We start from the raw sequence: 15,499 nt of genomic DNA on the forward strand, positions 1-15,499 counted from the left end.
AAACACATGAATAAAAACGCGCCATTTACACGGATTAATATTGACAAATGTGTATATATGTGCTATTATAAGCGTAAGAGGTGAGACGCTCATGAAGAATTATTTTGCTAGAATTACTGATAAATTACTTGATGAAAGACTTAAAGCAAAGGGAGCTATACTATTGGAAGGACCAAAATGGTGTGGTAAAACTACGACTGCCAAGCAAATTGCCAAGAGCTTTATTGCTATAGATAAACCAGATATGACTAAGCAATATCAACAGATGGCTGAGCTTAACCCGAGTGCTTTACTCGAAGGAGAGGTGCCAAGGCTAATTGACGAGTGGCAGCTTGCACCAAACTTGTGGAACGCTGTTCGTTATGAGGTTGATCAAAGGGATGACTTCGGTCAATTTATATTGACTGGTTCTGCTGTACCAGCTGAGTTTGATGCGTCTATGCATACTGGAACTGGTAGGATATCGAGGCTTTACATGAGAACCATGAGCTTATATGAGTCGAAGGACTCAGATGGATCTGTTTCTTTGAGTGATCTTTTTAAAGGGGAAGATATTTCTTCTGTGAATAGTAAAACTTTAGATGAAATTGCATTTTTAATATGTAGGGGCGGTTGGCCGAGGGCTATAGGTCTAGGTGAGAAGGCTGCTTTATTTCAAGCGATTGACTACTACGAAGCAGTTGTTCAAAATGATATAAGCAGGGTTGATTCTGTAAAGAGAGACGCAGAGAAGGCAAAGAGGCTGCTTAAGTCTTATGCAAGACACGTTGGCTCACAGGCGCCGCTTGAAACTATAAGGGCAGATATGCTAGCTAATCAGGCTGACACTTTTGATCAAACGACGCTTTATTCGTACATCGATGCACTAAAGAAGATATTTGTGATCGAGGATGCTCCTGCGTGGAACCCGAATATTCGTTCAAAAACGGCTATTCGTTCGACTGATACAAGATATTTTATAGATCCATCCATCGCTGCGGCTGCTTTGGGTATTGGACCGAAGGACTTGACTCACGATTTAAATACTATGGGATTTTTGTTTGAGAACCTAGCTGTTCGCGATTTAAGGGTATATTCAGAGCTTTTAGATGGCAATGTTTATCACTATAGGGACAAGAGCGGACTTGAGTGTGATGCTGTCATTCACTTAAGGAATGGTGCTTATGGTCTTGTGGAGATAAAATTGGGCGGCGACAAACTTATTGAAGAGGGAGCTGAGACACTTAAGGCTTTGTCTGAGCTTATTGATACTAATAGTATGAGAGAGGCATCTTTTATGATGGTTTTGTGCGCACAAGCACCTTTTGCGTATAGAAGAAAAGATGGTGTATATGTGGTGCCTATAACATCTTTAAGGCCATAGACTATTTGCCAAATACATGAATGAAAACGCGCCAAATACATGAATGAAATGACGCCATTTACATGAATTGCTTTATAAAATGGCTTGATATAGATGTTTACAATATAGTAGATGAAATAAAAATGCTAGCTAAGTTAATTTAGCTAGCACTGTTTTTATTTCTCATTTGTCCCGGATATTGTATCATATTCGCAGGCATTATAGCAAATTTTTTCATTTTTTATATACAAACCAATGTATACATAAGCCCATAATCTTTTTTGTCGCGTCTATACGAGTGGAAGCGCTCGTCTGTGACTGTATCTACCTTTGATAAATATATATTTTCTTTTTTAGCTCCCATACTTATTGCATCGAGCTTAACTACTTTTCCTAAATCTATAAGGTAATGCTTTTCATCTTTTTTAAAAATAATGTCTTCATAAGAAAAATTCTTCTCAAATACATTTTTTACGTCGTCCATCACTTCGAAGGATGTTTTTTGTATATGTGGTCCGACGTAAATTTTTAGCTCTGATGCACTTGATCCTAAAGAGAGCATCTTCGAGATTGCTTCTTTAACTATGGAGTTTGCTGTGCCTTTCCAGCCTGAGTGAACGGCTGCGATCAGCGCATTGACGCTATCGTAGACTATTACGGGTAGGCAGTCTGCGCTCTTAATCACGAGTACATCGCCATGGTCGCCTATAAGTCCATCTGTCTCGTCGTAGAAATTTACATCGCCATTGCCATTAACGTGGGCAATGCTATTCGAGTGCACTTGGCGTGTCACGTTGACGCTGCTATAATCAAGTCCTATATGCTCAAGTACTTTTGGAAGCTCATTAATAAAATAATCTTCGTCGCCTTTTATATCTATGGGCTTAAGGCTCATGATGTTTGTGACGCCTATGTCATTTAGGTGAGTGCTTATTAAATATTTTTCATCTATAATCTTATAATCTTTCATAATTATCCCTCATATGTAAAAGAAGCACCAATTAAGGTGCCTCATGTATTTTATTCAAAGAATGCTTTGTAAGCTTTGTATGACATGTATGTGTCGAACTTTGAAGTAACTTCGTTTGGTGCGTGCATATTTAAAACTGCTGTACCGCAGTCAACTACTTCTGCGCCGTACTTGCTTAAAAGGTATGCGATAGTTCCGCCGCCACCTGCGTCAACTCTACCAAGTTCGCCTGTTTGCCAAGCAACGCCTGCTTTGTCGAAAATATCTCTTACATCTCTTAAGAATTCTGCGTTTGCATCGTTGCAGCCACCTTTTCCGCCTGATCCAGTGTACTTAGCTACTGCGATTCCGCCGCCTAATACAGCTGTGTTGTTCTTTTCATAAACTGAGTCGAAGTTAGGGTCATAAGCTGCTGTTACGTCTGCTGAAAGTACCCAAGAGTTCTTTAGGCATCTTCTAACTGTAAGAGCTGAGTACTCGCCTTCTAGTGCTGCTAACTCATGTAGAGCGTTTTCAAGAACGTAGCTTGCCATACCAGTGTTGCCTTGTGAGCCAACTTCTTCCTTATCCATAAACATAGCTAGAGCTGTGTGCTCGCCTTGCTTCATGTCAAGTATAGCCTTAAGTCCTGCGAATGCGCAAACTCTATCGTCTTGGCCATAGCTGAAGATCATGGATCTGTCTATACCAAGGTCACGAGCCTTGCCTGCTGGAACTACTTCGATTTCGGCAACTTTGAAATCGTCTTCTTCTATGCCATATTTTTCGCTGATTATTCTCATAACATTGGCTTTAACGCGATTAGACTTATCTGCTTTTTCATCATCATCGTCATCTGCCAATGGTATTGAGCCCATAAGCACGTTTAATTGTTCGCCAAGTATACCTTCAGCAAGTTTCTTTTGCATTTGTTCACGTGATAGGTGGATTAGTAGGTCTGTGATTGTAAATACTGGGTCGTCATCGTCTTCACCTATAGATATATCTACTCTCTTTAAATCCTTTGTATAAACAACGCCGTGTAAAGCTAGCGGGATTGTAGTCCATTGGTACTTCTTAACTCCGCCGTAGTAGTGAGTCTTTAAAAAGCCAAGTTCGCTTGCTTCGTATAGTGGATTTGGCTTAAGGTCAAGTCTTGGGCTGTCTATGTGAGCGCCAACTATTCTTAGGCCTTCTTCAAGTTTCTTTTCGCCCATAACGAACATTAAAACTGATTTTTCCTTGTTATTTAGGTAAAGCTTGTCGCCCTTCTTAACTTTTGTTCCGTTTTTGATAGCTTCTTCTAAGTCCTTAAAGCCGTTAGCTTCAGCTATGCGTATGATTTCTTTAACTGCTAGTCTTTCAGTTTTTGCTTTTGTTAAAAAGTCTTTGTACTCTTCGTTGTAGCTTGTAACGTCCTCAAGCACATCGTTTGAAAGGCTTAGCCATGAAATTTTTTCTGCCATTATAATTCCTCCTTTTTCTATATTATAACATAAAGGCGCACAAAATTCATCCCTTTTGGGTATAAATATTAAAATACTGATGGAGGTTTTTTATGTTAATTAAAAATATTAATTTTATTGATACAATTGCAAATGGCATTAGACGTGTCGATATGCTCATTGAAGATGGCATAGTGAGTGCCATAGAAGAGTGTATTGAAAAAGATGATCCCTGCGTGATCGATGGGAGTGGACTTTATATATCACACGGACTAATAGATACGCACGTGCACTTTAGGGACCCCGGCCAAACTTACAAAGAAGATTTGACTACGGGAGCAGCCGCAGCTAAGAGAGGCGGCTACACCTCAGTACTTCTTATGGCGAACACAAAGCCTGTAGTTGATAATGTGGATACGCTAGAAGATATATTAGTTAGATCAAAGGACTTAGGCGTAAAGATTTATCAAAATGCGACCGTGACTAAGGGCATGCTGGGCGAAGAGCTTGTAGATATGGATGCGCTTCACAAGGCAGGGGCAATCGGTTTTACTGATGATGGCAAGCCTATAATGAAGGCGAAACTCTTGTACGATGCACTGATTGAAGCGAAAAAATATGATGCACCAATCAGTTTACATGAGGAAGACCCCTTCTTTATAAAAAAGGCGGGCAAAAATGAAACAGCTCCAGCCATTGCCGAGGCTGTTATGGTGGCGCGCGATGCGTATCTAGCAGTAAAAGCGGATTCAAAATTAAACTTCCAACACATTTCATCTGCGGATGCACTTGAAATTATCAGAAATTATAAAAAATACACAGATAAAATATTTGCAGAGGTCACTCCTCATCACTTTACATTAACAGAGGAGGCTGTTGAAAAGCACGGCACTTTAGCAAAGATGAATCCGCCACTAAGGACGGCTGCCGATAGAGAGGCGATTACCCGCGCTATCAAGGACGGTACCATTGACATAATTGCGACTGATCATGCGCCTCATGCGGCTGAGGAAAAAGCTAAGGACTTCTTCAGCGCTCCGAGCGGCATCATTGGTCTTGAAACAGCTCTGCCACTTGCGATAGATGAGCTTCACCATAAGCATGGCATTGATCTAGTAAAAATTATAAAGATGCTAACTGTCAATCCCGCAAGGCTTTATGGGCTTGAAGAGGGCGTGATAAAGGTCGGTTCGATGGCTGATTTAGTTATTTTTGACATTAAGGAAGAGTATATATATGAAAAATCTTCATCTAAGTCTCAAAATTCGCCATTCATAGGTGAAAAGTTAAAGGGAAAGGTGAAGTACACAATAAAGGACGGAAAGGTGGTTTACAGTGAAGACAATAGGTTTAATTGTTAATCCAAAGGCTGGCGTCGGCGGTTCGGTTGCCTTAAAGGGCTCGGACGGCGAGGCTATATACGAAGAAGCAATAAAGCGTGGCGCGAGTGAAAAGGCGCATTTGAGGTGCGAAGAGGCTTTCAGTCACCTCATTGATATAAAGGACGAGTTCAAGGTTTATACAGCTAATCACAGGCTCGGCGAGGACGAGATGAAAAAGCTTGGACTGAACTACGAGGTCGTTTACGAGACAGAGGCTAGTACTACGGCGGAAGATACGAAAAATGCTTTGAAAGAGATACTTAAGAAGGACGTCGACCTGATTGTATTCGCAGGGGGCGACGGCACAGCTCGTGACGTATACGACGCTGTGGGCCTTAGAAAACCTGTGATCGGGATACCGGCAGGCACTAAGATGCATAGCTCCGTCTTTGGCGTTTCACCAAAGTCTGCTTCAGAAGTCATCAGGGCATTTTTACTAGATGAATCCTACGAGATAATCGAGTCAGAAGTCATGGATATAGATGAGGAAGCGTTCAGAAACGAAGTTTTGAACGTGAAGCTTTATGGCGCGCTAAATGTAGTTAACAAGGGAAGAATGATGCAAGTGGGTAAGAGCCCTCAAAGTGCATCAGAGAACACAGATCTTGAGTCCATCGCTCAATATGTCGTTGATGAGATGAAGGACGACACCTTATATATAGTCGGAAGTGGCTCAAGTATACGCCCTGTTATGAACCTATTGGGCCTTGAAAATTCTCTGCTTGGCGTCGACCTTGTATATAATAAGGAGCTCATCAAAAAAGATGCGAGCGAAAAAGACATCTACGAAGCGCTTATGAAGTATCCGAAGAGAAAGATTATCGTTACTATCATTGGCGGACAAGGCTACATCTTTGGCCGCGGCAATCAGCAATTTTCCTCGAGAGTCATAAGAGAAGTTGGCAAGGAGAATATTATAGTCATCGCGACACAGTCGAAGATCAATAACATCGCCGGCGGCAATTTGCTTGCAGACACAGGCGACGACGCAACAAACGAGTACCTAGCTGGCTACTACAACGTCATCGTCGACTATAATTACATGAAATTAATAAAACTTGTTTATTTGTAAAAATTATTAGCTTTGCGAAAATATTTTGTAAAAAGCCTTGACAAATTTTATAAACATAGTATAATATTTTCTGTGATAAAAGAAAGACTAGAATAAACAGAGGAAGAGGAGAGTATGAGTAAATTGAAACGCAAATGGAGAAAGAGTAAGTCACTCGCAAGAACATTCGCAATGATACTTTGTGTTGTGATGGTTTTGTCGATAGTGTTACCGATATTAATTAATAATTAATTATATAAATTGGCTTCCAAATTGGAAGCTAATTTTTTTATTTCTTACAATCAAGTGATTATAATGCTTTGAGCATTTCTATTTCCCAAACTCTAAAAATATTTGACTTTGGGAAGTAGAAAATCCATTTTCGTAAAAAATCAAAAAATCATTCTTTAGTATTATTTTTATTTTACTCCAATTTCTACGAGCAAGGCCATTAGCATAAAGCTGATGTATCTATAAATTTATGAAGATAATTTCATAATTATTATCTTGAAAAATCATGCCGCTTATACTATAATTAGTATGTAGTTATAATTTTTAAACAATATATAGATAGGAGGACTTATGCTAAAGGTAGAAAAGCGTAATGGCAATGTGGTCGATTTTGAGCAAGACAAGATCAAAATTGCCATCGAAAAGGCGATGAAAGAAACTGAAAAAGGGGTCGATGAAGAGGTTTCATCAAAGATCGCGAGTGAAGTATTTGAAGAGGTTAAGGACAAGGACCTTGTCAACATAGAGGACATTCAAGACTTGGTTGAACTTGCTCTAATGAAGTATAGACCTGAGGTTGCGAAGAAATACATTCTTTACAGACAAGAAAGAACTAAGCTTAGAGAAAAGGGCTGGGACATGAGTGCTCTTCAAAGGGACATCTACGAGAAGAAATATCGCTACGACAGCGAGACTTTCAACGATTTCCTTACTAGAGTTAGTGGCGGCAGCGAGTACATCAAAAAGGCGATCAAGGACAAAAAGTTTATGCCAGCGGGCAGGATACTTGCAGGACGCGGCCTTGACAAGCTTGGCAGAAAGATCACTCTATCGAACTGCTACGTAATGCCGAAGGTCGAAGACAGCATCGAATCTATCTTTGACACAGCAAAGTACCTTGCTAGAACTTATAGTTATGGCGGTGGCTGCGGCGTAAACATCTCCAAACTTCGTCCAAAGGGAGCGAGAGTCAATAACGCAGCGCTTACTACGACTGGATCAGTTTCATTTATGGACCTATTCAGCTTAGTTACTGGACTTATAGGCATGCGCGGCAGACGTGGCGCACTTATGCTAAACATGGACTCATCTCACCCTGATATAGAAGAGTTCATCAACGTGAAGAATGACCTTGACAAGGTGACTTACGCAAACATCTCTGTTAATGTTGATGACGAGTTTATGAAAGCAGTTAAAAACGATACAGAATATGACCTACACTTCACTGTTGAAGCCAATGGTCAAGAGATACACAAAAAAGTTAGAGCGAAAGATTTATTTGAAAAACTAGCCTACAATAACTGGAACGACGCTGAACCAGGCATTTTATTCAAAGATAGAATAGATTCGTGGCACCTAATGAGCGAGTTCGACGATTTCGAGTTTGCAGGCGTAAATCCATGCGCAGAAGAGCCACTACCAGCCTTTGGTAGCTGTAATCTATCTTCAATAAATATCTCAAACTTCGTTAAGTATCCATTCAAAGAAGACGCTTACTTTGATTTTGAAGATTTTAAAGTAGCCGTTAAACATGGCGTTAGATATCTTAATGGCGTTCTAGACGAAAACGCAGAGCTTCATCCACTTAAAGAGCAAAGAGAAGTAGCTAAAAATCTTAGACAAATCGGTTTGGGACTTATGGGTGTCGCCGACATGTTTATCAAGATGGGCATCAGATACGGCTCAGACGAATCCATTGACCTAATCAAAAAGATAGGTAAAGTCATGATAAATGAAGCACTTAGAGAGTCAGCTATGCTTGCGAAAAAAGAAGGACCATTCCCAATGTATAGAGAAAAAGAATTCTTAGCATCAAAATTCCTTCAAAAGAACGCCAATCCAGACGTAATCGACTTAATTAAGGAACATGGTGTAAGAAACTCACAGCTATTAACAATGGCGCCAACAGGATCAATATCAACATTACTTGGCTGCTCCAATGGTGTTGAGCCGATATTCCAAATTTCATACACAAGAAAGACAGAAAGCTTAAACAACGAAGACACTTACTACAAAGTTTATACAGAGATCGTTCGCGAGTACATGGACGCACACGGCATCAGAGACGAAGAGGACCTTCCAGACTTTATCGTAACAAGTAAAGACCTTGATTACAAAGACAGAATACTTGTTCAAGCAGCTTGGCAAGAGTTTATCGACGCGTCAATATCATCAACATGTAACGTTCCAAACGAGTTTACAGTAGAGCAAGTCGAAGAGCTATATATGTTCGCGTGGGAAAAGGGCCTTAAGGGAGTAACTATCTATAGAGATGGCTGCCAAAGAGCCGGCATATTGATCTCGAACAATAAAAAAACTACTAAAGAAAAGATAGACGAGCTACAAGGCGAAATCGATGCACTTGCAAAGAACGCACTTGCAGAAAATCCTGACGTTTGCCCAATGTGTGGCGGCAAGATGAATCACTCAGGCGGCTGCAGAGAGTGCCAAGACTGTGGTTATAGTCCTTGCTCAATCTAAGTTAATTTAATATATCTATATAGGATCTCGATTATTTTCGGGATCTTTTAATTTGCCTGTATCACTTAAGATAGATAGATTTTGTTTGAACAAATTAGTAAAATGTGATAAAATACTAATTACAAGCAGTGAGAAAAACATTTTGCGAGTTTATCTGTATATACATTTAATTTTAATAAAGCACTTAATAATAAATGTAAATGCAATAAGGAGTTACTTATGTTTACTTTATTAAAAGCAAGAAAAAGTTCAATATTAAAGATAATCATCATATCAATAGTTTCATCGGCTCTTTCCATATATATGAACTATGTTTTGCAAATGAGCGTTGACTATATTATGCTTGGCTCTAAGAGCCTATGTGCCCTTGTATTAAACATTGTCTTTATGTCACTAGCAATATTTTTTTGCGACCAATTTTTGGAAGAGTATATTATTTCTAGAGAAAAGTTAGAGTTATCATCTATACATAGAAAGAGGCTTTTATTTAATTCCCCTTTGAAGTTCAGAAACAGAATTTTAATGTATTCACTTGGTGGCAGGACAAACCTTGACAGAAACCTTATAGATATGGTTTCTTTAGATGCTGATAATCTATACACAATTGTGTACTATGGCCTAGAAATTATTTTGTTTTCGGTTTACCTATACATAGCTGTTACATATAAAATTTTATTAGTAATACTTATTCTAATGCCATTTGCACTAATAACTTACTTTATAAGTAAAAGAACAGATGCTTTAAACGACGAAATATCAAGCTTGAGTGGGCAAAAGGACAGCATCTTCCTTAACAGCATAAATAATATTGACTGGATTTATTACAACGGCTTAGAGAGCGTAAGCAAAAATGTTTATTCAAAGAATTTGAATACTATTCTTAAGAAAGAGAAGAAAGTTTTATTTTTTGAAGCGGTTCTTACTCTTCTTAGAGAAACGCTTAATATAATCATAGTTCTACTCGTGCCTCTATACTCAGGTTATTTGCTTTTACAGGGTGATATTAGTCCTGGCGGTTTTTTAATCTCAACAAATATTTACAGTAGATTTTTGTTGCCAGCTTGTTTATCAATCTTAGAAATGATTAAAAGCAAAAGTGAGAATGCTAGCAAGATGAATGAGATAAGGGCTGTAACAGACCTTGTAAAGAAGAAAAAGAGATATAAATTTATAGATAGTGATGAAGATTTATTATATGCTGTAGGCGAAGGAGTTTTTTCATATATTGATGGAACGACTATAAGTTTTCCAGACATGAAATTCAATAAGAATGGTCTATATATTTTTAAAGGCAGTTCTGGCAGTGGTAAGTCAACAATTTTGAACGTTTTATACAACGCCTACGATATGGGCGAGTGGTCTTCACAAATTAATACTCATATATCAAAAACAGATGACTTCACAAAAATTGCAGCGATTTCACTAAAAGATGGAGTTTTCCTAGGAAATTCTATAGAAGAAGTTTTAAATACTCGTGATAAAGAGAAATTAAGAGCTATACTTAGCTCCATGGCTATGCCAGAGCTAGAAAAGATTTATGATAGAGAAGATTTTAAGAGCCTATCAGGCGGCGAAAGGGATTTACTGCTAATAATAAGAGCCTTAGCGAGTGATCCACTACTAGTTTTTCTTGACGAGCCAGGTGCATCGCTTGATGCGAAAAACAAAGAAAAATTATTTGAATTTATCAAAAAAGATTCGAAGAAAAGAACATATGTCCTTGCTTATCATGACAATTACCTAGATGAATATGCAGATAAGTTTTATATTGTGAAAGATGCAAGCGTTAAGGAGAGTCAAAATGAAGATGATATATAAGCTTAGCAAAAGCATCAAAGCCATAGCAGTATTTCTACTTGTATTTTTCTATGAAATATTTTATGTATGGACCATAAATAACACAATTGAATACACAGTTGATAAGCATGTAAAATTAATTTTTGAAAAAGGGATCAAAAAAGAATTTATCTTGCTTGTCTTATTAATGCTTGTCTTGACGGCCATAAGACAGATTTTAATATACTCAGTAAAGCTATATAATAAAAATCTAGTTACAAAACTAAGATTTAATGTATATTCATCCATGACAGACCATGCATTTAAAGAAAATATCAAGAAAGACAGACTTTACACGCTTATTTCAGACAACTTAGAAAGTGTTATCTCTGTATTTGTTTCATACATGGACTATCTATTAGTAATTGCTGCAAGTATCGGAAGTGCAGCCTACATCGTCACTTTAGATCTTAGTATTGCAATGATCTTGGTAGTGATAGGACTTTCGCTTTTAGTATACAGTTTTATTTTTAAAGATAAGCTATATAAAAAAGAAGAGGAGCTTTTAGAAAAGAATGAAAATCTTAAAGAGTACAATAATTTTGTCTACGAAACAGTTTTAGATAGAGCCAAATACTCTGATTCAAAGTATGAAGAAGAATACGATAGAAGTTTTAAAAAGTATAAAATCGCTTTTAAAGATGCAAATATGGCAAGCTTAAAATATATGTTCATGCCATATATCTTAGGTTTTGCACAAACATATTTACCGATAATAATTATATATTTTTGGAAAATCGATATTACACTTGGAGAGCTAATGGCACTTCTTTTAACTATTACAAGCTTTATGGGGATTTTCAGAAACACCGTGGATTATATAGCAGAATTAGAAAAAAAAGAAAGCGGCTTACAAGAGTATAGAAATGTTTTTAGGCAATAATGATGATTTAATATCTGAAGAATGTATTGAAAAGACTGGTTCAGCATTAGAAATAAAAGATCTAAAATTAAAACTAGCAAATCATGGACTTTGCCTTGATGATATGAATGTCTCTAAAAACGGCTTGTATATAATAAGCGGAGAAAAAGGTATTGGTAAGACAACGTTCTTTAAAGCGATACTTGGAGATAAAAATATTGATTATAGTGGCACGATAAAACTTCATGGCAAAGATATTAAAGATTGCTCAAGAAATTATATTTCTAAATGCTTTGCCTATATGCAGCAAGATTCACCAATTATAGATGGCGATATAAAGACAGTTTTTAAAAGTATAAGAGCTAGTCTGACAGAAGAAGAGATGATAAATATATTAAAAAGCGTCAGCATAGTCACTGATGAATTTCAAGCTAGTGACTATAAAGAACTTTTAGATGCTTTTATAGAGAAAGATAAAATTTCCGAAGGGCAAAGGCAAAGACTATCACTTGCGTACACACTAGCTATGGACAAGGACATAGTTCTTTTAGACGAGCCTACATCTCACTTAGATGCTGCATCAAAAGAGATAGTTATTGGCACATTAAAGATACTTGTCAAAGAAAAGATGCTTTTGATAATTACTCATGATGATCAAATAATAAAGACTAGCGAAAATGTTTTTAAATTTAATATAGTTTAATGAGATCTCGATTATTTTCGGGATCTTTTAATTTGCCTGCGCTTATGGTCTTGCCACGATAATCATTTTTCTCATCTCATCAAAAATTACTAGGCATAGCAAAATTGCATAGTAAGTAAAATCACTATAGCTAGTAAAATTACTTTCTCTATGAAAACAATTATAGCTAGTAAAATCACTATCTCCATCAAAATCGTTTGCTCAACCAAAATCACTTTCTCTATTAAAATCACTCATCTTAGTAAAATCGCTCTTAAGCCATCATCAAGGCAAAAAAAGAGCCACACTCTCGTATGACTCTTCAAGTAAATATTAATTTTTCTTTTCTAATTTATTCTTGCTCTCTCTAAGCAGCTCGGACAGCTTTTGCAGCTCTCTTTGTAAGTGCTCTTTCTCTTCGTCTGTGTAGTGACCATCGATTACGCCCTCAACGAAGCTAACTCTGTGAGCAACTACTTGGTCCAAGACGTCTATGCCTTTTTCTAGTGGGTATATACGTATGACTCTTCTGTCGTGTTCATCTTTGCGCCTCTCGACAAAGCCTAGCTTTTCCATCCTATCGATAAGGTCGGTTACGGTTGAAAAGGCAAGGCCCATGGATCTACTTAAGTCGCCTATGCTGATAGGATTGTCTTTTTCTTTGACTATAAATTGAAGTGCTGCGAATTGCGGTGGTGTTACTGATATCTCTGATAATATCTTTCTACCCTCGACTCTGACCTCAAAGTCGGCTCTCCTTAAGAATAGTTCAATATCACGAATAATCTCGTCCATCGTTTCCTCCTTCAAGTGTTTACAATAGTATTATTATATTATTATACAATAAAGGGGCTACTTTGTCAAACTTTCTTTCTTCGAGCAGTTTTTGCAGCCAACTTGGCCGAATAGATGGTTTACTTTTATTGCATTTACTGGGCAATGTCTTACGCAGTCGTTACACCTGATGCACTCTGGCGAATTTGGGTTCTCGTATGTCTTTATGCCAAACTTACAAACTTTCTCGCATTTTTTACAGTGTATGCATGATGAGTCGATGGAGAAGTTGTAGAAGCTTATCTTGTTGAATAGGCCGTATATAGCGCCTAGTGGGCAGATGAAGCGGCAGAAGACTCTGTATGAGAATATACTTACTAGGACAACTACTATTAAAATAGTAAGTTTTGAGAAGAACAGTGTTCCTAGCATCTGTCTTAGATCTGCATTTTTAGCGATTAATGGAAGGCCACCTTCTAGTATGCCTTGTGGGCAGATAAGTTTACAGAAGTATGGGTTACTTGATCCATAATCATCCTTTAGTAGTAGTGGCATGCCTATTACAAAGACTGCTAGCACGACGTATTTTATGTAGCTTAGGTACTTAGCGACTTTTGGTTTAATCACAAGCTTCTTTGTCTTGATCTTGTATAAAAGGTCTTGAACTAGTCCAAATGGGCATAAAAAGCCGCAGATGAATCTACCTAAAAGTATTCCGAATAAGAATAAAAATCCTAGTACGTAAAAAGCTATTGCGTGTGCGGGCGAGCCGATGGATGCTTGCAAGGAGCCTATGGGGCAGGCTCCAAGCGCAGCAGGGCATGAGTAGCAGTTCAGTGTTGGTACACAGTACTTCTTCAAATCGCCTTGATATATTTTGCCTTTTAAATAATTTGGCAGTATTGGATTGGATGCGAAGAAGAATAGTACTTGCGACATCCATCTTTTTGATTTTTTAACTATCTTCATAATTCTAACCTAGTCCTATGCATTCAAAGCAGATGTTGGCTGCTTTCTTAAAAACTGTCAAGTAGTCAAATCTCTTCACGCCAATGAATATAAAAGCTATTGCCATGGTTAAGAATACATATTGTGTGACTTTTTTCTTCTTCATCTTATTTCATTTCTTTTGGAACGAATTGTTCGCAAAGTTCTTTGAAACCTTCGTAGCTTTGAGCGCCGATGATAGGTGAGCCAACGATGTTACCTTCTTTATCAAGAACGAATGTTGTTGGGTAGCCTGTTACAGCTGCTAGGAACTTGTCGTTCATCTCTTGTGTCGGAATTAGGTTTGGATAATTACATCCTTTATCTTCAATGATTCTTTTGCCAAGTGCTATAATATCGTCACGATTTTGTTTCATAGCGTCGCTCATCTTATCATCTTCTGGAGCTACGTCTGATACAATGCCTAAGAAACCGATTTTGTCTTTGTATTCTTCATAAACTTTAGCTAGGTCTGGCATTTCGGCTTTACATGGTCCGCAGAATGTTCCCCAAACGTTCATGATAGTGTATTCATGCTCTGCTAGGTATTCTTTAGCGGAGAAGTCTTTGCCGTAGATGTCTTTTGTATCGAAATCGAATTTTGCAGCCGCACCTGATTCGCCGTCAACGCTAAGTGGTTTAGCTACTTTGATAGATTTTTTAACATTTTCAAGGTCTTCGTATAATTTATCATAAATTTCTTGATCTTCACCAGTAAGTCCTTCAGTCTTGTTCATGTATGACCATACAAAGTTGTATCCATCAACACTTGCTAATTTTTCGTTATTGTCAAAACCAGTTAGTGCCTTTAAGCCTTCATCATCCTTTGGCATCTTGTCATCAGCTATAACATTTATAGCCCACATCTTAGAGAATTCATTGATAACTTTATCAAGTTCTGCTTTTTTATCTTCTTCACTAAGTGTTTGATCCATAAGTAGTTTTGCGTATGCATCTGCTTGTTCAGTATTAGCAAAGCTTGATTTAACGCCGCCGTAGATGTCGCCAGCGTGGTCTCTCTTTTCAAGTAGTTCGTTGTAAACGTGGATGTTTTCGAAAGGCTTGCCCCAAACTTCAGGGTTTAAAGTGTACTTAACACCGCTAGTCTTGATGGCGATAGTGCCTTTGTCCATGTCTTCTTCATTTGATTTGATCTCACTTTGATCAACAACGTAATCGTTTCCTGATGACTTATTGCAGCTAAATAAGAATAAGCTTGTCATCATTAATAAAATTAAAAGTTTTTTTAGATTTTTCATTTTTCCCTCCATAAAATTAAAATGATTTCTTCGAATTACAAAACAATTATACAATATAAATTTTTTCTTTACAAGTCAATTCAAGCAAATAATATTTACAAAATAGTAACAATAGTGTTTACTTAAAACTTCTTTCATATTATATGTACTATTGCTTTAAAATCATATTTATACTATAGGCCATTGTCATAAACAATCTCTATATCGGTTTAGTTTAA

At 37.5% G+C, this 15,499-nt stretch carries 13 protein-coding genes; 7 read left to right on the plus strand and 6 right to left on the minus strand.

Annotation, left to right across the window (positions count from 1 at the left end; all coding sequences use genetic code 11):
* The first annotated feature begins 91 nt into the window (after nt 1-91).
* Entirely contained in the window at nt 92-1,363 is a 1,272-nt protein-coding gene (locus BN3004_RS02990; RefSeq protein ID WP_058259773.1) for an ATP-binding protein, read from the plus strand.
* A 220-nt stretch (nt 1,364-1,583) separates the two neighbouring features.
* Here the strand turns inward: BN3004_RS02990 and pgeF are convergent, their stop codons facing one another.
* Together pgeF and BN3004_RS03000 are read right to left on the minus strand one after the other, a co-directional pair.
* Nucleotides 1,584-2,312 (minus strand): peptidoglycan editing factor PgeF, encoded by a 729-nt coding sequence (gene pgeF / locus BN3004_RS02995; protein ID WP_058259774.1) that lies wholly within the window; start codon nt 2,310-2,312, stop codon nt 1,584-1,586.
* A gap of 50 nt (nt 2,313-2,362) precedes the next feature.
* Nucleotides 2,363-3,757, minus strand: a complete 1,395-nt coding sequence (locus tag BN3004_RS03000) for an aminopeptidase (protein ID WP_058259775.1) — start codon at nt 3,755-3,757, stop codon at nt 2,363-2,365.
* Nucleotides 3,758-3,849: 92 nt separating this feature from the next.
* On the opposite strand from BN3004_RS03000, the gene BN3004_RS03005 reads away from it, so the two are divergent.
* The 6 genes from BN3004_RS03005 (at nt 3,850) to BN3004_RS03030 (ending at nt 12,282) form a co-directional block, all read left to right on the plus strand.
* Nucleotides 3,850-5,097, plus strand: coding sequence for a dihydroorotase (locus tag BN3004_RS03005; protein ID WP_058259776.1), 1,248 nt, complete (start codon nt 3,850-3,852; stop codon nt 5,095-5,097).
* Nucleotides 5,072-6,190: an ATP-NAD kinase family protein gene (locus tag BN3004_RS03010; RefSeq protein WP_058259777.1), complete on the plus strand. Its 1,119-nt coding sequence runs from the start codon at nt 5,072-5,074 to the stop codon at nt 6,188-6,190. Before BN3004_RS03005 ends, BN3004_RS03010 begins: the two co-directional genes overlap by 26 nt.
* A 561-nt stretch (nt 6,191-6,751) precedes the next feature.
* Entirely contained in the window at nt 6,752-8,881 is a 2,130-nt protein-coding gene (locus BN3004_RS03015) for an adenosylcobalamin-dependent ribonucleoside-diphosphate reductase (RefSeq protein ID WP_058259778.1), read from the plus strand.
* Between the two features lie 219 nt (nt 8,882-9,100).
* A complete protein-coding gene (locus BN3004_RS03020; RefSeq protein ID WP_058259779.1) occupies nt 9,101-10,699 on the plus strand; it encodes an ATP-binding cassette domain-containing protein in 1,599 nt (532 codons plus the stop codon).
* Nucleotides 10,683-11,600, plus strand: a complete 918-nt coding sequence (locus tag BN3004_RS03025) for an ABC transporter ATP-binding protein (RefSeq protein ID WP_058259780.1) — start codon at nt 10,683-10,685, stop codon at nt 11,598-11,600. Before BN3004_RS03020 ends, BN3004_RS03025 begins: the two co-directional genes overlap by 17 nt.
* The gene (locus BN3004_RS03030; protein ID WP_058259781.1) at nt 11,584-12,282 is read left to right on the plus strand and encodes an ATP-binding cassette domain-containing protein; all 699 of its coding nucleotides are present in this window, start codon (nt 11,584-11,586) and stop codon (nt 12,280-12,282) included. The genes BN3004_RS03025 and BN3004_RS03030 overlap by 17 nt, the downstream gene beginning before the upstream one ends.
* Nucleotides 12,283-12,594: 312 nt before the next feature.
* Here BN3004_RS03030 and BN3004_RS03035 read toward each other — a convergent pair whose 3' ends face one another.
* From BN3004_RS03035 to BN3004_RS03045, 4 genes are read right to left on the minus strand one after another with little or no spacing between them, the layout of a single operon-like run.
* Entirely contained in the window at nt 12,595-13,056 is a 462-nt protein-coding gene (locus BN3004_RS03035) for a MarR family winged helix-turn-helix transcriptional regulator (RefSeq protein ID WP_058259782.1), read from the minus strand.
* Between the two features lie 57 nt (nt 13,057-13,113).
* Nucleotides 13,114-14,004 (minus strand): 4Fe-4S binding protein, encoded by an 891-nt coding sequence (locus tag BN3004_RS03040; RefSeq protein ID WP_082244059.1) that lies wholly within the window; start codon nt 14,002-14,004, stop codon nt 13,114-13,116.
* 4 nt (nt 14,005-14,008) lie between these two features.
* Nucleotides 14,009-14,149, minus strand: a complete 141-nt coding sequence (locus BN3004_RS08420; protein WP_196792466.1) for a CD1871A family CXXC motif-containing protein — start codon at nt 14,147-14,149, stop codon at nt 14,009-14,011.
* Between the two features lies 1 nt (nt 14,150).
* The gene (locus BN3004_RS03045) at nt 14,151-15,281 is read right to left on the minus strand and encodes a TlpA family protein disulfide reductase (protein WP_058259783.1); all 1,131 of its coding nucleotides are present in this window, start codon (nt 15,279-15,281) and stop codon (nt 14,151-14,153) included.
* Between the last annotated feature and the right edge of the window lie 218 nt (nt 15,282-15,499).

It is taken from the genome of Fenollaria timonensis, from assembly GCF_001457835.1.
Taxonomy (GTDB): domain Bacteria; phylum Bacillota; class Clostridia; order Tissierellales; family Peptoniphilaceae; genus Fenollaria; species Fenollaria timonensis.